Source organism: Flavobacterium sp. FlaQc-49 (genome assembly GCF_044005985.1).
GTDB lineage: Bacteria > Bacteroidota > Bacteroidia > Flavobacteriales > Flavobacteriaceae > Flavobacterium > Flavobacterium cupriresistens.
In genome coordinates, this window is the sequence record NZ_JBIPCS010000013.1 from 21,447 (window position 1) to 40,171 (window position 18,725).

Annotated in this window: 16 protein-coding genes; 8 read left to right on the forward strand and 8 right to left on the reverse strand. The window is 35.8% G+C overall.

What is annotated here, in order from left to right:
* The first annotated feature begins 84 nt into the window (after positions 1-84).
* The 8 genes from prfB to hemN all read left to right on the forward strand — a co-directional run bounded on the left by prfB (position 85) and on the right by hemN (position 8,689).
* Positions 85-1,183 (forward strand): peptide chain release factor 2 gene (gene prfB / locus ACHRV3_RS19915; RefSeq protein ID WP_395435889.1). Its coding sequence is split into 2 segments (ribosomal slippage): positions 85-147 and positions 149-1,183, totalling 1,098 coding nucleotides; the frame shifts between segments, so codons are not numbered across the junction.
* A 149-nt stretch (positions 1,184-1,332) separates the two neighbouring features.
* Positions 1,333-1,779 (forward strand): peptide-methionine (R)-S-oxide reductase MsrB, encoded by a 447-nt coding sequence (gene msrB, locus ACHRV3_RS19920; protein WP_047776131.1) that lies wholly within the window; start codon positions 1,333-1,335, stop codon positions 1,777-1,779.
* A 1,039-nt stretch (positions 1,780-2,818) separates the two neighbouring features.
* The gene (gene lpxD, locus ACHRV3_RS19925; protein WP_047776132.1) at positions 2,819-3,817 is read left to right on the forward strand and encodes a UDP-3-O-(3-hydroxymyristoyl)glucosamine N-acyltransferase; all 999 of its coding nucleotides are present in this window, start codon (positions 2,819-2,821) and stop codon (positions 3,815-3,817) included.
* 160 nt (positions 3,818-3,977) lie between these two features.
* The gene (locus tag ACHRV3_RS19930; protein ID WP_395435890.1) at positions 3,978-5,606 is read left to right on the forward strand and encodes an acyl-CoA carboxylase subunit beta; all 1,629 of its coding nucleotides are present in this window, start codon (positions 3,978-3,980) and stop codon (positions 5,604-5,606) included.
* A 121-nt stretch (positions 5,607-5,727) separates the two neighbouring features.
* Positions 5,728-6,150 (forward strand): DoxX family protein, encoded by a 423-nt coding sequence (locus ACHRV3_RS19935; protein WP_047776135.1) that lies wholly within the window; start codon positions 5,728-5,730, stop codon positions 6,148-6,150.
* Positions 6,151-6,271: 121 nt separating this feature from the next.
* Positions 6,272-6,619, forward strand: coding sequence for a hypothetical protein (locus tag ACHRV3_RS19940; protein ID WP_395435891.1), 348 nt, complete (start codon positions 6,272-6,274; stop codon positions 6,617-6,619).
* Between the two features lie 109 nt (positions 6,620-6,728).
* Positions 6,729-7,199: a hypothetical protein gene (locus tag ACHRV3_RS19945; protein ID WP_395435892.1), complete on the forward strand. Its 471-nt coding sequence runs from the start codon at positions 6,729-6,731 to the stop codon at positions 7,197-7,199.
* Between the two features lie 125 nt (positions 7,200-7,324).
* Complete coding sequence (hemN, locus tag ACHRV3_RS19950; protein ID WP_395435893.1) at positions 7,325-8,689, forward strand: oxygen-independent coproporphyrinogen III oxidase; 1,365 nt, start codon at positions 7,325-7,327, stop codon at positions 8,687-8,689.
* 2 nt (positions 8,690-8,691) lie between these two features.
* Here the strand turns inward: hemN and ACHRV3_RS19955 are convergent, their stop codons facing one another.
* From ACHRV3_RS19955 to ACHRV3_RS19990, 8 genes are all read right to left on the reverse strand, one after another.
* Positions 8,692-9,393 carry a sulfite exporter TauE/SafE family protein gene (locus ACHRV3_RS19955; RefSeq protein WP_395435894.1) on the reverse strand — a complete coding sequence of 234 codons (702 nt, stop codon included), beginning with the start codon at positions 9,391-9,393 and terminating at the stop codon, positions 8,692-8,694.
* An 11-nt stretch (positions 9,394-9,404) separates the two neighbouring features.
* A complete protein-coding gene (locus ACHRV3_RS19960; RefSeq protein WP_395435895.1) occupies positions 9,405-9,854 on the reverse strand; it encodes a FixH family protein in 450 nt (149 codons plus the stop codon).
* A 459-nt stretch (positions 9,855-10,313) separates the two neighbouring features.
* On the reverse strand, positions 10,314-11,732 hold the full coding sequence (ccoG, locus tag ACHRV3_RS19965) for a cytochrome c oxidase accessory protein CcoG (protein ID WP_395435896.1): 1,419 nt from the start codon (positions 11,730-11,732) through the stop codon (positions 10,314-10,316).
* A gap of 13 nt (positions 11,733-11,745) precedes the next feature.
* Positions 11,746-12,681, reverse strand: a complete 936-nt coding sequence (locus ACHRV3_RS19970) for a cbb3-type cytochrome c oxidase N-terminal domain-containing protein (RefSeq protein WP_395435897.1) — start codon at positions 12,679-12,681, stop codon at positions 11,746-11,748.
* On the reverse strand, positions 12,678-12,878 hold the full coding sequence (locus ACHRV3_RS19975) for a CcoQ/FixQ family Cbb3-type cytochrome c oxidase assembly chaperone (RefSeq protein WP_395435898.1): 201 nt from the start codon (positions 12,876-12,878) through the stop codon (positions 12,678-12,680). The genes ACHRV3_RS19970 and ACHRV3_RS19975 overlap by 4 nt, the downstream gene beginning before the upstream one ends.
* 5 nt (positions 12,879-12,883) lie before the next feature.
* A complete protein-coding gene (gene ccoN, locus ACHRV3_RS19980; protein WP_395425997.1) occupies positions 12,884-15,073 on the reverse strand; it encodes a cytochrome-c oxidase, cbb3-type subunit I in 2,190 nt (729 codons plus the stop codon).
* 2 nt (positions 15,074-15,075) lie between these two features.
* Complete coding sequence (gene ccoS, locus ACHRV3_RS19985) at positions 15,076-15,267, reverse strand: cbb3-type cytochrome oxidase assembly protein CcoS (RefSeq protein ID WP_047776152.1); 192 nt, start codon at positions 15,265-15,267, stop codon at positions 15,076-15,078.
* Between the two features lie 114 nt (positions 15,268-15,381).
* Positions 15,382-17,769 carry a heavy metal translocating P-type ATPase gene (locus tag ACHRV3_RS19990; RefSeq protein ID WP_395435899.1) on the reverse strand — a complete coding sequence of 796 codons (2,388 nt, stop codon included), beginning with the start codon at positions 17,767-17,769 and terminating at the stop codon, positions 15,382-15,384.
* Positions 17,770-18,725 lie beyond the last annotated feature (956 nt).

Below are 18,725 nucleotides of genomic sequence, written 5' to 3' on the forward strand. Positions count from 1 at the left end.
GTTTTAATAAACTTTAACTAGTGAATATCCCAGAACCAAATTAACGTAATATTTATAAAAAACATATAAAACTTGTATTAATTTATGACAACTACCGAACAAATTAAAGGTATTGTGGAGCGCCTTGGTGCGTTGAGGAGGTATCTTTGACGTTGATGCCAAGCTAATCGAAATTGCCAACGAAGAAGAAAAAACCTTCGCACCTGACTTCTGGAACAATGCTAAAGAAGCTGAAATCATTGTAAAAAACCTTCGGAACAAGAAAAAATGGATCGAAGATTATGACAAAGCTATTGAACTTACAGATGAATTACAGCTTGCTTATGATTTCTATAAAGAAGGGGAACTTTCATCCGAGGAATTAGACGAGCATTATAACACTACGCAATCGCATATTGAAAACATAGAATTCAAAAACATGCTTTCCGACGAAGGTGACAGTTTGAGTGCTGTGGTTCAAATTACGGCGGGTGCCGGTGGAACTGAAAGTTGTGACTGGGCCGGAATGCTTATGCGCATGTACATCATGTGGGGAGAAAGTTACGGTTTCAAAATAAAAGAACTAAACTTTCAGGCTGGCGAGGTAGCAGGTATCAAAACCGTTACTTTAGAGTTTGAAGGAGATTATTCTTTTGGGTACTTAAAAGGAGAAAACGGCGTACATCGTTTAGTTCGAATTTCGCCTTTTGACAGTAATGCCAAACGTCATACGTCATTTGCGTCTGTTTATGTTTACCCACTTGTTGACGATAGTATTGAAATCGACATTAACCCTGCCGATATCGAGATTACAACTTCCCGTTCGAGTGGTGCCGGAGGACAAAACGTAAATAAGGTAGAAACCAAAGTACAATTGGTTCACAAACCAACCGGAATTCAGATTCAATGTTCTGAAACCCGTTCTCAGCAAGACAACAGGCAACGTGCCATGCAGATGTTACGTTCTCAGTTATACGAAATTGAGCTTAAAAAACAACAAGCCCAACGTGCTGATATCGAAGCCGGAAAAATGAAAATCGAATGGGGTTCGCAAATCCGTAATTACGTTATGCAACCTTATAAATTAGTAAAAGACGTCCGTACAGGTTACGAAACCAGCGATGTTGATGGCGTAATGAACGGAAATATTGATCCTTTCCTAAAAGCATTTCTAATGATGATGGGACAACGAGAGGAGGAATAGTTTTTTTTAGTCGCAGTTTTCAGTCGCAGTCGCAGTTTTACTCTTTGATTAAACTCAAAAGCAAAACCGTCAAGTAAACTGGAACTGAAAACTGAGACTTGAAACTTGGAATTTGGAATTTGGAATTTGGAATTTAAAAAAAACTACTTATGATCAAATGGGCAGATGTAATTCGTTTTACAAATAAAGGAAATCCGGCTCCTGAAAAGAGAGTGGAAAAAACAGAAGAAGAATGGAAACAACTTCTAACTGCTGAAGAATATCAGGTAACTCGTTTAAAAGGAACAGAAAGATCTTTTAGTTCTGAGTTATGCAGTTTATTTGATCCCGGAATTTATGAATGTAAATGTTGTGGTACGCTACTTTTTGATGCCAGTGAAAAATTTGAATCAGGAACAGGCTGGCCCTCCTTTACGCAACCGATTAAAGAAAATGCGATCGCTTATAACGCCGACAAATCATACGGAATGATTCGTGTTGAGGTAGTTTGTAATACTTGTGACGGACATTTAGGACACGTTTTTCCAGATGGCCCGGAACCAAGCGGATTGCGTTACTGTATCAATGCTATATCTCTTTCTAAAATAAAAGAGTAATTAATTCAAGTTATAAGTTTTCTTATGCCGAAAGCTAAATCAACTTAAGGTCTGTAAAAGCATTTTATTGAATAATCTCCTGCTTTAGTTTGAGGAATATAGTCAAGATGTTTTTTCACGCAGATTTTGCGGATTTTGCGGATTTTTTTTATTTCAATCCGCTAAAATCTGCGTGAGACTTTTTTTTGACAATCCTTAATTTAATGGCGTTGAACTTTAGCTGGAGGAATATAGTTAAGATGTTTTTCACACAGATTCTGCGGATTTTTTTTATTTCAATCTGCTAAAATCTGGGGGAGACTTTTTTTTGACAATCCTTAACTTAATGATATTGAGCCAAAGCTTGAGGCAAATCAAATAGTAAAAAATTCAAAAAGGATAATTATTTACAAACCAATTATTCAGAAAAGCGATTCCTTAGTAGTAAGTGAATCGCTTTTTTATTTTAGTCTTATAAAGTAAACGATTATTGTAAGTCACTTTTAAAAGCAATTCGCTGCTAAATCATTTCTTCCGTTTTTATAAATCATACTATTTATACTACTATTTTTTCATACAATCTCCCCATCACTAAAAAAACTTTTTTTACCACTATTTTACGCTTTGTTCTCATTATGAACGAATTACAATAAAAAACAAAATCAAAATTCGGAATGAGTCCAAAAAACCGAAAATGGTAATTTTTCCGATCTCTCTTTTTTCATAAAAAAGGAACAACAAAGCAGATAGTACGGCACAAAACATCAAAAAGAGGTTCATAATAAACACATGATAACCAACAAAATAAGACCTTATTCTTCTTTTTATTTTTTACTGAGATTTACATATTTAAACTACAAAATCTGCAGCGGAATCAAAATTTATGCAAACCTGAAAATTGCACAACAATCAAAAAATTAGTAGTTCTAGTATTAAATTTGTAATATTTAAACTATTATTTAGAGAGTAATTTAAAAAACTTAAAAAGAACATTAGGTAATTCGAATCAAATTGATTTTATTTGGCAAAAAATAACCCCTACAATCAATCTAATTCATTCATGAAATCCTATTCAATCCAAGAAATTAACGAAGTCATAAAAGGTGAAATTTATGGCACTACTTCGCAAAGCGTAACTGCAACAGAGCAACTGGAAAAAGCAACAACTACTGAAATTTCTTTCATAGGAAATAAAAAATATGAAAAATTATGGGAAGCTTCAAAAGCCTCAATAGCAGTTGTTAATGAAGATATTTCGATTGAACCTGGAGATAATCGTGCTTTTATAAAAGTAAAAAATGCCGATTTAGCGATGTCTCAAATTCTTGCCCTTTTTGCCCCACCTACTCCAATATTTCACAATCAAATCCACAGAACTGCGGTTATTGACGAAACTGCTATTATTGGTGAAGGAAGTAAAATTGGTGCTGGCTGTTATATTGGTCCAAAAGTAGAAATTGCTGCTAATGTGACCATCTATCCCAATGTGACTATTTTAGACGAATGTACGATCGGTAAAAACACCGTGATCTGGTCAGGAACCGTAGTGCGCGAGCGTTGCCATATTGGTAGCGATTGTATCATTCATCCAAATGCAACAATTGGAGCTGACGGTTTCGGATTCCGTCCTTGTAAGGAGAAAGGATTAGTTAAAATTCCACAAATCGGAAATGTAATTATCGGAAACGGAGTTGAAATTGGAGCCAATTCCTGTGTGGATCGTGGTAAATTCAGTTCAACCATTCTTGGTGACGGTTGTAAAATTGATAATTTAGTTCAAATCGGACATAACAGTAAATTAGGTAAATTTTGTATTATGGCCGGAAACAGTGGTTTAGCAGGTTCTGTAACCCTTGGTAACGGCGTAATAATTGGCGGTAGCGCCTCTATTAAAGACCACACCACTATCGGTGACGGAGCCATTGTAGGTGCCGGTTCCGGAGTTGTTGGAGATATACCTGCCGGAAAAACAATGTTGGGTTATCCTGCTGTAGAAGCTCGTGATGCTCTAAAACAATGGGCAATCCTAAAAAGATTGGTTTGCGAATCTAAAAAATAATCGTACGATTTATACATATACTAAACAGGAGTTCGCTCCTGTTTTTTTTTGCTCTTTAATTACAAAAAAGAAATCAAATTTCAATTTCAAATCCATAATAGTTTATTTCAATTGATTTTGTAAATTAGCGCAGACTATTTTGTAAAAAAATCAATTTCTTATGGATTTAAACTTCAATAAAAACGAAGATCACAATAAATTACTACTTTCTGAATTAAAACACAGATTTGCTAAAGTCAAATTAGGAGGAGGTGAAAAGCGAATTGCAAAACTTCATGCAGAAGGCAAAATGACAGCCCGCGAACGTATCGATTATTTACTGGATGAAAATGCTAAGAATATCGAAATCGGAGGATTTGTCGGAGACGGAATGTATGCCGAACATGGAGGTTGTCCTTCCGGTGGTGTGGTTATCAAAATAGGATACATAAGAGGAAAACAATGCATTGTGGTGGCCAATGATGCTACTGTAAAAGCAGGTGCCTGGTTTCCTATTACAGGAAAGAAAAACTTACGCGCTCAGGAAATCGCAATGGAAAACAGATTACCTATTATCTATTTGGTGGACAGTGCCGGTGTTTATCTGCCATTACAAGATGAAATTTTTCCTGATAAAGAACATTTTGGACGTATTTTTAGAAATAACGCTCAAATGAGTAGTATGGGAATTACCCAAATAGCTGCCGTAATGGGCAGTTGTGTAGCCGGTGGTGCTTATCTGCCTATTATGAGTGATGAAGCTTTAATTGTAGACAAAACCGGAAGTATTTTTCTTGCCGGAAGCTACCTGGTAAAAGCGGCCATTGGTGAAACGATCGATAATGAAACTTTGGGTGGCGCAACAACACATTGCGAAATTTCGGGTGTAACCGATTATAAAGCAAAAGATGATGCCGATGCCTTAGATAAAATAAAAAACATAGTAGATAAAATAGGTGATTTTGATAAAGCCGGATACAGCCGTATCAAAGCCGAAAAACCTGCTTTAGAACCAAAAGATATTTACGGAATCCTGCCAAAAGCCAGAAACGAACAATATGACATGATGGAAATCATCAATCGTCTGGTTGACAATTCTGAATTTGAAGCGTATAAGGATGGTTATGGACAGTCTTTGATCACCGGTTATGCGAGAATCGATGGTTGGGCAGTTGGTATTGTAGCCAATCAAAGAAAAGTAGTTAAAACCAAAAAAGGAGAAATGCAATTTGGAGGGGTTATCTACTCTGATAGTGCCGATAAAGCAACCCGTTTTATTGCCAATTGCAACCAGAAGAAAATTCCCCTTGTCTTTTTACAAGATGTGACCGGTTTTATGGTTGGATCAAAATCAGAACATGGCGGAATTATAAAAGACGGAGCGAAAATGGTAAATGCCGTGAGTAATTCAGTAGTTCCGAAATTTACCGTAATTGTGGGTAATTCTTATGGAGCCGGAAATTATGCCATGTGTGGAAAAGCTTATGATCCAAGATTGATTTTTGCCTGGCCAAGTGCAGAACTTGCCGTTATGGGTGGAACTCAGGCCGCAAAAGTATTGGCTCAAATTGAAGCCTCTTCGCTTAAAGCTAAAGGAGAAATTGTAGATGAAGCCAAAGAAACAGAATTGTTCACCAAAATAAAAGCACGTTACGACGAACAGACGTCTCCATATTACGCTGCTTCGAGATTATGGACAGATGCCATTATTGACCCTTTAGATACCCGTACATGGATTTCTATGGGAATTGAGGCTGCCAATCATGCTCCTATTCAGAAACCATTTAATTTGGGTGTAATTCAGGTATAACTTTTAAGGGATTCTTAAAATACGTTAAATTAAAAGTAAAAAACTTATTTTAAGGCCCTTAAAAATATTTATCTAATTAAAAATTAGTAACTTAGTGTGTAATTTTTAATCAGGTAACATCATGGAAAATGTAAAAAGCTTGAATAAATGGGCTAATTCGCACACTTATTTGCCAGTAGATTTAATACGTATTGTATTGGGCATTTTTTTATTTATGAAAGGAATTTCATTTGTAACCAACGTTCAATATTTGCATGATTTGATTTCACCAATTGACCAATTTGGAGGCGGAATGTTTCTCTTACATTATATTGCGCCAGCCCATATGATTGGAGGAATCATGATTTTCTTTGGATTACTCACCCGTTGGGCAATTGCCGCGCAATTACCCATACTATTTGGAGCTGTTCTCGTAAATTCCATGGGACATATGCACTCTGAAAATCTGACTGTAGCCATAGTTGTTTTATTAGTTTGCATTTTCTTTTTGTTCTATGGAGGCGGAAAACACTCAGCTGATTATTATTTCAAAATGCAAAAATAATATTGTTTTATCCTCAATTGTATCACAAAACTGTTGAGGATAAAATAATAACACCTTTTTTTAGCGTTAATTAATTCTTTAAAATTTCTTTAATTGTCTTTTATGAATTAAATTCGCCGCTATGAACGGGATTCGCAGAACCATTATCTTTTTTTCACTTTTAATTATAAGTTTCTTTGCTTGTCAGGGGAATGAAATTACTGTTGAAAAAACTCAAACGGAGAAAAGAGATCCTGCGTTCTCTATGGAATCACCTGATTCTTTAGCTTTCATACAACCTCAGGCAAGCTATCAATTTGTTGCAAATGTCAAAACCAACTATCCAAACTTAGTTAAATGGTTTGATGCTATATTGATGCCCATTCCAAGACATCAGGCCGTAAAATCAGCATCCAATTTTGCTAATCAACATTTAAATCAGAGTAAAAGAATACTACTTCTGCTCTACCCTTTCCATTATTTTTGGTAATTAGTTTTTGAAATTTCAAACGGAAGAAGTTCGTTCTTCTCCAATCATTAAACGGTTTTCCTTATGAAAGCGGTTTAACTATTTCATTCAATTAAACTTCAAAAACAAAATGGATACAAGTGTAACTATTATTGGTATTGTGATTGCGATCATAGTAGCCACCCCTATATATTTTTCTGCAAGAACAAATGCCGTAAACAAAGCAAAAATTTTAGACATAAAAAAAAGATTCAATCCCAATCACCCACAGGACTTCGATTTAACAGAATCTCAAAACAACAAAACGCTTACTATTGATCAGAAAAACGGGAAATTTATTTTGATGAATTTCAATCCAAATCAACAGGAATCTACCTACGTGGATTTAAAAAACATTTCTTCCTGTAAATTGGTTCCGACTACTGAGTCCGGTTCAGATACCATCTTGAAAATCGATTTTGAGTTTCAGGAAAAAGAAACCTCCAAAAAAATTACAATTCCATTCTATGATTTTGATGACGATCGCATCAAACAAATAAGTGCTTATCAAGATCAGCAGTTTGCAAAAAAATGGCTTAAAATCATTCAGGATTCAATTTAATGTTAGTTATTTAATTCACCGAAGAGGCTCAATTGAGCCTCTTTTTTTTGTGCCTGTCGTATGACATTTATCATTTTATATGTTGGCCTCGCTCCTTAATTTTGATAAATCGAAAATCCATTTTTATGAAAATTTCACTCACACAGAAATACAATGTTCCCGGTCCAAGATATACCAGTTACCCTACTGTTCCGTATTGGAATGAGTCTGATTTTACAGAACAAAAATGGATAGAGTCGTTTCAAAAGGCCTTTTCAGAAAGTAATACCCAAAACGGAATCAGTTTATACATCCATCTCCCTTTTTGCGAAAGTATGTGTACTTTTTGCGGTTGCAACAAACGAATCACAAAAAATCATACGGTAGAAGAAACGTATATAAAAGCACTTTTAAAAGAGTGGAGTTTGTATTGCAAACTTTTCACAGAAAAACCAATTATAAAAGAAATACACTTGGGAGGAGGTACGCCCACTTTTTTTTCTGTAAACAATTTAGAACACCTCATCAACGGAATTTTCTCTTTTGCCAATAAAGCAGATCATTATGAATTTAGTTTTGAAGGCCATCCCAACAACACCAGTTACGAACAACTTAAAAAATTATATGAATTAGGTTTTCGCAGGGTTAGTTTTGGTGTTCAGGATTATGCCGAAAAAGTGCAGAAAGCAATTCACCGAATTCAGCCTTTTCATAACGTAGCCAAAGTATCGTTTTGGGCAAAAGAAATCGGATATACTTCTATTAGCCACGATTTGATCTTTGGATTGCCTTTTCAGAATGTGGAAAACATAATTGATACGGTCGAAAAAACAAATTCTCTAAAACCGGACCGATTGGCTTTTTACAGCTATGCTCACGTGCCATGGATAAAAGGGAATGGCCAACGTGGTTTTAATGATGAAAACCTCCCAAAAGATGCCGAAAAACGACAACTGTATGAGATTGGAAAACAATTACTTTCTGAAAATGGTTATCACGAAATTGGTATGGATCATTTTGCTTTAAAAACAGATAGTTTGTATAAGGCTTCGCAAAGCAACCAATTACACCGAAACTTTATGGGATATAGCGCTTCTAAAACCCAGCTCATGATTGGGTTGGGCGTTTCTTCTATTAGCGACAGTTGGTACAGTTTTGCTCAAAACACCAAGAATCTGGAAGATTATTACCAATTGTTGGAATGGGATCAATTGCCAGTTGTTAAAGGGCATGTTCTTACTGATGAAGATCTGACAATTAGAAAACATATTTTAAATCTTACCTGTGAATTTGAAACTTCCTGGAATAATAAAACAGGCTATTTTAAAGAACTTCCTGATGTTTTATTTGATTTGAAAGAGATGCAAAGAGATCATTTAATTGTAATCGAAGAACATAAAATAAAAATTACGGAAGCCGGAAAACCATTTGTTCGCAATATTTGTATGGCTTTTGATTTGCATTTAAAAAGAAAGTCACCGGAAACAAACTTGTTTTCGATGACCATTTAAGTTTAATGACAATTGGGCGTTTGCTGTACAAATAAACTCATATTTGATGGTGACAGGTACGGAATTCCGAGCCCCAAACCCCTTAAGATAAACAAAACTCCAATAAGCACCGCTACGTACGGAATGACTTTCTGAATTCTGTTTCTGAAGGATACCGTAATTATAGAGTTGATGTACACTACAAGGGTCATTAACGGCACTGTACCCAGTCCAAACAAAAGCATATACAAAACTCCTAAACCGGCACTTTGCATGGCCATTGCTCCAAATAAAGCCACATAAACCATTCCGCAAGGCAGGAATCCGTTTAATAAACCGATTAGAAAAAGGGATTTGTAACTCTTGTTTTTAAAATGACTTCCTAAACTTGATTTTATTTTTGAAATGATTTTGTAAACGGGTCTCGAAAAATTGTATTTAGAAATTGTTTTTTCCGGAATCAAAACCACAAGTATCATGGCGACACCTATAAAAATGGACATTTTTTGCTGTAATCCTGCCAAAAAGAAAACTCGTCCCAGTAGTCCAAATAGTAATCCTATAGTGGCATAAGCTGTTAATCGTCCTAAATGATAGGTTATAATCTGGGCGCTCTTTTTGGCTTCATTGGTACGATCTACAGGTAACATCATAGCAATCGGGCCGCACATTCCTATGCAGTGAAAACTACTGATGAGTCCGAATATAAAAGCTGAATATAACATGCTGCCTGATTTTAGTTTACATAAATCACTTCTTTTGACAAGTATTTTATTCCATTATACTGCCATTCCATATGGACATCCCAGCGTCCTTTGATTAATTTTTTCTGCGGAATTAATAATGCATTGTTAGTCAAGGCGATTTCCGTATCAAAATCAAATTTCTTGTTTGATGGTCGATACAATAGTACGTTTCCTTTTATTTTTTCATTTTCAAAACTATTCGGAAAAGCTATTTTTAAACCTTCAGCGGTATAAATCATAGAAGGTTTATTCTTTAGATCATGGGCGTTCTGAATTCTTGCCATCTCGTCCTGAAAATGCGAATCGTGTTTGTAATATTCCTCGACAACCAGGTCGTTATCGTATTTACTATTCGATTGTACTTCAAAAACAAAATATAAAATAAAGGTCATAAATAATCCAAACGCGATTACTATTCCTGTTCCCCAGTTGATTTTCATGGTAGTATTATTTTAATTATTTTTTTCACGCAGATTTTGCGGATATTTTTTATTTCAATCCGCTTAAATCTGCGTGAGACTTCTTTTTGATGATTCTTTACTTGATGACGTTTGGCTGAAGTACAATGCCATTGAGTTAAGAGATTTTTTTCACGCAGATTTTGCAGATTTTGCGGATTTTTTTTTGTTTCAATCTGCTTAAATCTGCGTGAGACTTTTTTGATGATTATTTACATGATGGCATTGTGCTTTAGCCCAAAAAATTATGGTATATTTTGGCTAAAGCCATTTAATGTTTGATCTTAACAGTACTCCTACAGCTAAAGCTGTAGGCAATTTATAATGATCCTTTCATAAATCTTTTAATTTTTAATCTTTAATTTTTAATTCTTACAGTATTACCATTCAGAAAACGAGGTATAACTTGTTTCATTTTAGGGATAAGCCCCCAAACTTGAATTAATTAAAACTTCGTGGTCCCAAAAAATTTGTCGTTGCCGTTTCCAGTAACTGATTTCCGTTATAAATTCCAATTTTGACTTTAGTTTTGTCGCTTTCTAAAAGTGCTTTGTCAATTTCTATAAAAAGAGTCCCTTGCGAAATTCCTTCTTTCAATACTTTAAAATGTTGCTTTCCGACGTTTTTAATTGCTCCCTTTTGGTCTATGAGCTCAAAATGGATATCGGGATACTCTTTCATCGTTTTGTTTACAATTTTATAAGTGTACACATTGCTTATTTTATCGCCTTTGTGCTGAAAAAGCTGTCCAGGAAGTCTCAAAACAATCGCCTGAACATCTGTTCTTAAAAATAACATTCCAACAAAAACACTCAGCAGTATCAATAAAACGGCAGTGTAGCTTTTCATTCTGGCGGTGAATTTAAAAGATGCTTTTTTCTCAATTTCATCCTCAGAAGCGTATCTGATAAGTCCTTTCGGCAAACCTACCGTTTCCATTATAGTGTCGCATTCGTCAATACAGGCGGTACAATTGGTACATTCTAACTGAGTGCCGTTTCTGATATCAATTCCCATTGGGCAAACATGAACACATTGATGGCAATCGATACAATCCCCTTTTCCTGTGGTCGCTCTGTCTTCTTTTTTATTGAATTTTGCTCTGCCGGTTTCTTTTTCGCCACGAACAAAATCATAAGCCACATTTATTGATTTATTGTCTAAAAGTACTCCTTGCAAACGACCATAAGGGCAGGCAATGATGCAAACCTGCTCGCGAAACCAGACAAAAACAAAATAAAACACCGCCGTAAAAATCAGCAACGCCATAAAGTTACTGGCCTGTTCAAGAGGCCCTTGTTCGATCATTAAAAACAAGGTATCACTCCCTACTAAATACGCCAGAAAGACATTTGCAATTCCAAAAGAGATTAGAAAAAAGACGATCCATTTTAAAACTCTTTTGCGAATTTTTTCGGCATTCCATTCTTGTTTTGACAATCGCAACTGAGCGCCACGATCTCCATCAATCCAATATTCGATCCGACGGAAAACCATCTCGAGAAATATGGTCTGCGGACAAATCCAACCGCAAAAAATCCTTCCGAAAACCACGGTAAACAAAATAATAAAAACGATACCGACCAGCATGGAGATCACAAAAAGATAAAAATCCTGTGGCCAAAATGGAAATCCGAAAATAGTAAACCGACGTTCCAAAACATTGAACATCATAAACTGATTTCCGTTTATTTTTATAAATGGGTTAGCAATTAAAATGGCTAATAACACATAGCTAACCCATTTCCTATACTCATAAAATTTACCCGACGGTTTCTTAGGAAAAATAAACTTCCTTTTACCACCTTCATCAATAGTTCCAATGGTATCTCTAAATGTTTCGTCCGGTAAATTTGACATGGTATTTCTTTTATTATTTAACTTGCGTACTGTCTGCGGCTTTAGCAACCGCTGCTTCTTTTTTAGGAGCCGCTTCATCAACCCAAATTTCGCCCTCAGATTCTTTCGGGTCTTTTGGATTGCTACCTTGTAAAGACAAAATATAACTGGCTACTTTTTGAATTTCTTTAGGTTTTAAAGTTCCTTTCCAGGAAATCATTCCCTTCCCGTCACGTCCACCGTTGGTTATGGTGTGAAATAAATTTTTAATTCCACCGCCCAATATCCACTGATTATCTGTCAGGTTTGGTCCAATTTGTCCACCTCCATCTGCACGGTGGCAAGCAGCACAGTTGGTGGTAAATATCTCTTTTCCGGCATCCAGACTTGGTGTATCTGTTAGTAGAACAACTGTTTTTTCATCCATTAAATCGGGGGCAGTCTTTAGATATTCTTCTACATCAATTTTAGCCTGAGCCATCTCCATTTTTAGCTCCGTTTCCTGATCGTCACCACCAAACAATTCATATCGGGCGACATATATTACTCCGAAAATGACACAGATATAGAACAAATAGACCCACCAGGGTGGCAAATTATTATCAAGCTCTTTGATTCCGTCATAATCATGATCCATCAATAAGTCACCCTCTTTTTCTATGGGTTGAGTCTCGGTCAATTTTTGCATTAAGTTTTTATACCAATTACTTTCTGTCAGCGGCAGACTCTTTTCATACTCTATTTTTGCTTTTTCTTCGGGAGACAATAATTGAAACAAGACCCGATTTACAGCACTTAGTGTAATTTCTATTGCAATTAAAATGAATAAAAAGACCAGTAGAAAAACAGTAACCATCGGATATTTTACAAAAGCGGGCCTATCTCCTGAATCAATAAAATACTCCATCAAACCGAAAACGATAAAGAAAATCACAGGGACTCTTAGATATACGGGGAAAAACTTTTTCATTTTATTTGTCTTTTTGATATTACACAAAGTCCTTCGTCTAAAGGGATTGCACTCATTTCTCTAATTTTTTCTTTTTTATAGGAGAAGACCCAAAGGGCCAAACCCACAAAGAAGAAAAAGAATATCAGGAGAGAAAGTATCGGGTAAATTTCGATACCCGATATGTTTTCCATGTTGTGTTTAATTTGTTCGAACATAACGCTTAGTTTTTGGCAGTTTCTTTTACTTTAATATCTGTACCCAGTCTTTGGATGTAAGCAATCAGCGCTACAATTTCTCTTTCGTTCATAGGAACGAATTTTTCGCCTTTTGCAGCTGCTTTCTTCTTACTGTCTTCGTAACTTTTTACAAAATCAGGGTCGCTCTTTAGATTGTTCTCGATTGCTATTGCCTGTGTTCTCAAAGTCTTTTGCGCATTGGCTACATCGGCATCGGTATAAGGAACACCCAGCGAAACCATGGCTTTCATTTTCTTTTCAATTAAAGAAGTATCCATTGGTTTATTATCAAACAACCATTTGTAACCCGGCATAATTGATCCTGCCGAAGTACTTTGAGGATTCCAAAAGTGATTAAAATGCCAGTTGTCGTTATATTTTCCTCCGACTCTCAACAAATCAGGTCCTGTACGTTTTGATCCCCAAAGGAATGGATGGTCGTAAACAAATTCTCCGGCTTTGGCTTGTGGTCCGTAACGTTCGACTTCACTTCTAAACGGACGAACGGATTGAGAATGACAACCAACACAACCTTCACGAATGTATAAATCACGTCCCTCAAGTTCCAACGGACTATATGGTTTCACACTGCTTATGGTAGGTATGTTTGATTTTACCATAATCGTTGGCACAATCTGAATAACTCCTCCGATTAAAATAGCGATCGTAGCTAAAATGGTTAGCTGGATTGGTTTTCTTTCTAGCCAGGAATGGAATTTTTCTCCACTAAGTCTATTGCTGTTTATTACCTGTAAAGCAGGAGCCTGAGCTAATTCGTCTTCCACTGGTTGACCCGCTCTTACTGTCATGATGATATTATAAACCAAGGTTAGCATACCGATCAAATACAAGGTACCTCCAATGGCTCTCATCCAGTACATGGGCATAATTTGCGTAACGGTTTCCAGAAAATTTCCGTAAGTTAAAGTCCCGTCCGGATTAAATTGTTTCCACATAGAGGCTTGAAGAAAACCGGCTACATACATTGGAACGGTGTACAGGATAATCCCTAAAGTACCAATCCAGAAATGGAAGTTTGCTAATTTATTTGAAAACAGAGTGCTTTTTGTCATTCTTGGAATTAACCAATAAATGATACCAAATGACATAAACCCATTCCATGCTAAAGCTCCAACGTGTACGTGGGCAATAATCCAGTCCGTATAGTGTGCAATGGCGTTTACGTTTTTAAACGATAACATTGGTCCTTCAAAGGTTGCCATACCGTATCCTGTAATGGCAACTACAAAGAATTTTAAAACCGGTTCTTCACGAACTTTGTCCCATGCTCCTCTTAATGTTAAAAGTCCGTTGATCATACCTCCCCATGATGGGGCAATAAGCATTACAGAGAATGCAACTCCTAAATTTTGTGCCCAGTTTGGTAAAGCAGAATATAACAAGTGGTGTGGTCCTGCCCAGATATATATAAATATTAAAGACCAGAAATGTATAATTGATAAGCGATACGAGTAAACGGGTCTGTTGGCTACTTTTGGAACGAAATAGTACATTAATCCTAAAAATGGCGTTGTAAGGAAAAAGGCGACAGCATTATGTCCGTACCACCACTGTACTAAAGCATCCTGAACACCCGCGTAAACGGAATAACTTTTTAAGGCTGAAACCGGAATTTCGATATTGTTGAAAATATGCAATACGGCAACGGTAACAAATGTGGCCAGATAAAACCAAATGGCTACATACAAATGGCGTTCTCTACGACGCAACATCGTACCAATCATATTAATCCCCATTACAACCCAAATAAGCGCAATAGCAATATCAATTGGCCATTCGAGCTCTGCATATTCTTTTGAAGAAGTATAGCCTAACGGCAGCGTTATTGCGGCGGCAACGATAATAAGCTGCCATCCCCAGAAATGAAGATTACTTAAAAAGTCGCTAAACATTCTGGCTTTCAGCAATCGTTGCAGCGAATAATACATCCCTGCAAAAAAGGCGTTACCTACAAAGGCAAAAATAACCGCATTGGTGTGCAAAGGTCTTAATCTCCCGTAACTCAGCCACGGAATCCCGTCGGTTATATTGGGAAAGAGGTACATAACCGCCAAGGTCAGCCCTACTAACATCCCTACGACTCCAAAGAGGATCGTAGCGTAAATGAACTTCTTTACAATTTTGTTGTCGTAATAAAACTGTTCCATTTCCATAATTATACTTGTTTTTCTTCTGTATTTGATTTATTCTTTTTGGGGGTAATATTGGTCTCATCGTCAAAAAGCATTCTGACCGAGGGGGTATAATCATCGTCGTATTGTCCGGATTTGACAGCAACGATAAAAGCAATAAAGAATCCAATTGCTACGAAAATACTTACTGTAATTAGCAGATAAATGACACTCATACTCTAAATTTTATGTTACCAAAATTATTGTGTAACGAGCGTATAAAAAATGATATTTATCATGGTAAGGGAGGAATGTTGGCTTTATAAAAATACCTTCCGTATATTTTTAGTTTACCGTAGATTCTTAGCACTAAAATAGTTAGTAGCAAAAGTTACAAATCCAACTATAGTAATCGTACTTAAAGGCATAATTATAGCCGCCACTAAAGGAAGGAGATTGCCTGTAACAGCAAAAGATAAACCAACAATATTATAGAGTAAGGATAAAGTAAAACTCATCTTTATAATAAGAATTGATTTTTTAGAAAGTTTTAAAAAATAACTTAAGCAGGCAAACTCCGACGCATCTAAAATGGCATCGCAAGCGGGTGAAAAAACATTCACATTCTCTGAGATTGAAACTCCTATATTACTTTGCACCAAAGCACCTGCATCATTCAAACCATCTCCGACCATCATCACGTTTTGTCCTTTTTCCTGCAGTTGTTTAATGAATTCTAATTTCTGCTCGGGTTTTTGATTAAAAACCAATTCTGTATTTTCCGGTAGGATTGCTTCTAAATTGGCTCTTTCACCATCATTGTCACCCGAAAGTACTTTTATCTGATACTTTTTGCTTAATGCTAAAAACAATTTTTCTAAACCCTCCCGATATTGATTTTGAAATGTAAATCTGCCATAATAAATACCGTCAATTTCGACATGAAGCGAAGTTTTCCCCGTCTGCGTCTCGTCGGAAACAGGAACGTCAAGAAATACTGCTGAACCTATCCTTACTACTTTATTAGCAACTGAGGCCTGAATTCCTTTTCCGGTTATTTCGCAGAAATCATCAATTTTAGTTTTTTTATTTTCGGGTAAAAAGTCATACAACATTCGGCATAACGGGTGATTTGATGCACGAAGTACATTTTTTATAAGTACATTATTTTCTTCCGAAATTGACTTCCCGTCATACTTGATATTTGCCTTTTTACTGGTGGTGATCGTCCCTGTTTTATCAAAAACTATAGTATCTACTTTTGCCAGCTGCTCAATTACCAGCGCATTTTTAAGATAGAATTTTTGTTTTCCTAAAATCCTGAGGATGTTCCCAAAAGTAAAAGGTGCTGTCAGTGCCAAGGCGCAAGGGCATGCTACGATAAGCACCGCCGTAAAGACATTAAAAGCAATGTTTGCATCAATAGCAATCCAATATCCAAAACCTGCAATAGCAATTAATAACAACAGAGGCGTAAAATAACGACTAATCGTATCCGTAATGGTTTTATGTTGCTGCTGTACCTTTTTCTGAAAAATCTCATTGCTCCATAATTGTGTCAGGTAACTTTGTGAAACCGAATGCAAAACTTCCATTTCGATGACCTTCCCAATTTGTTTTCCTCCGGCAAAAACTTTATCCCCTGATTTTTTGGTAATCGGAATGGCTTCACCGGTAACAAAACTATAATCGATCTCTGCTTTTTCACTAATCAAAATACCATCAACGGGGATCAATTCCTGATTTCTGATTATTAATCTATTGCCTTCTACGATATCATAAACCGGAACACTTTCTTCAGATCCGTCAGCATCAATTCGGGTGACGGCGATCGGAAAATAGGATTTAAAATCTCTTTCAAAACTTAAAAAACTATAAGTTTTAATCTGAAACATTTTCCCTAGAAGCATAAAGAAAACGAGCCCTGTTAAACTATCAAAGAAGCCTGAGCCATAATCCATTACAATATCAAAAGTGCTCCGAATGAACATTACAATAATACCCAGGGCTATTGGAATATCAATATTTAACATTCCGGCCTTTATACTTTTATAAGCCGAAACATAATAACCACTTGCTGAATATAAAAAACTGGGCAGCGATAAAATTAAAATCAAAACCCTGAAAAATGGTTTGTAATTGTCTAACCAAAATTCCTTTATTTCGAAATACTCCGGAAATGACAGTAACATAATGTTTCCAAAACAAAAGAAAGCAACCCCTAATTTATAAGTCAGACTACGATCTACATTATTTTTTCCGGTTTCATAATTTTCTAAACTTATATAAGGTTCATATCCTATTGAGCTTAACAGGTAAACGATAGTTTTAAGAGAAACGAGTTCCGAATTAAAGGTAATTCGAACTTTCTTGTCCGGAAAATTAACTTGCGAATTACTGACTCCGGATTGCATCCTATTGAGGTTTTCCAGAATCCAAATACACGAACTACAATGGATATGCGGAATACTTAAGGATACAATAGCGGTATTTCCTTCCTGAAATTCTAGTAGTTTAGATAGTATGGCTTCATTTTCCAGGAAATCATATTTGCCGTGAATATCTTGCGGTGTAGCTCCCGGTGCTTTTTCAAAATCATAATAAGAGGTTAGATTATTAACGCTGAAAATTTCGTAAACTGTTTTACAGCCTTTGCAACAAAACTTTTTTTCATCAAAATTGATCTCTTCGTCTTTAGAAATGGTTAATCCGCAATGAAAACACCCTTGCTCGCTCATAATTTGTTATTTTAACTTCTGCAAAGTTTATAAATCACAAAAGACTTTAACTATGATAATTATCATTCGCAGCTACCGGATAATTACAAACGCGCAGTGCATTTAGAAAACCAGCTAAAAAAGCAAGTATAGTAAATCAGGAGATTTTTTTTATTGCGAATATCATCTATAACTTCTAAAATTGACACTTTTCATTGCAAAGAGTTGAATTGCCGTTGGTTGAAACCAACGGTACTGTAGGTCTGAGTTCGGAGGCTTTAGCCAAAATTTTATTCTTTAAGTTTTTTACAAAAACCTAATTTCATTAAAATTAAAATGTTTTTTCACGCAGATTTTGCAGATTTCGGGGATTTTTTTTTATCTGCTAAATCCGCTAAATCTGCGTGAAACTTTTTTTGAGAAGCCTTAGCTTAATGATATTGGGCTAAAGCCTTAAATCAACACCTTTTAAATCCGTTGGTTGAAACCAACGGCTATTCAAAAAATACAATGTTACTTAAATGTACTGCAAGCAATTACAATTCTAACTTTACAGAAATAAAAAAATACTGGCTATCAATATTTTTTTGCTGTTATTTTTCCAGCATAATTGGGGTCATAATATTGAAATTCTCACATACCATTTTAGATAAAACACAAAAAGTAAATCAGGAGAATTTTTTATTGCAAATACTATCTGTAACTTCTAAAATTGGCACTTCCCACTATAAATAATCAATCCGGATTTGAATTGCCGTTGGTTTCAACCAACGGTACTGTAGGTCCGAGTTCGGAGGCTTTAGCCAAAATTTTACTCTTTAATTTTTTTGCTAAAGCCTAATGTCACTAGATTAAAATGTTTTTTCACGCAGATTTTGCAGATTTCGGGGATTTTTTTTATCTGCTAAATCCGCTAAATCTGCGTGAGACTTTTTTGACAATTCTTAGCTTAATGATATTGGGCCAAAGCCTTACAT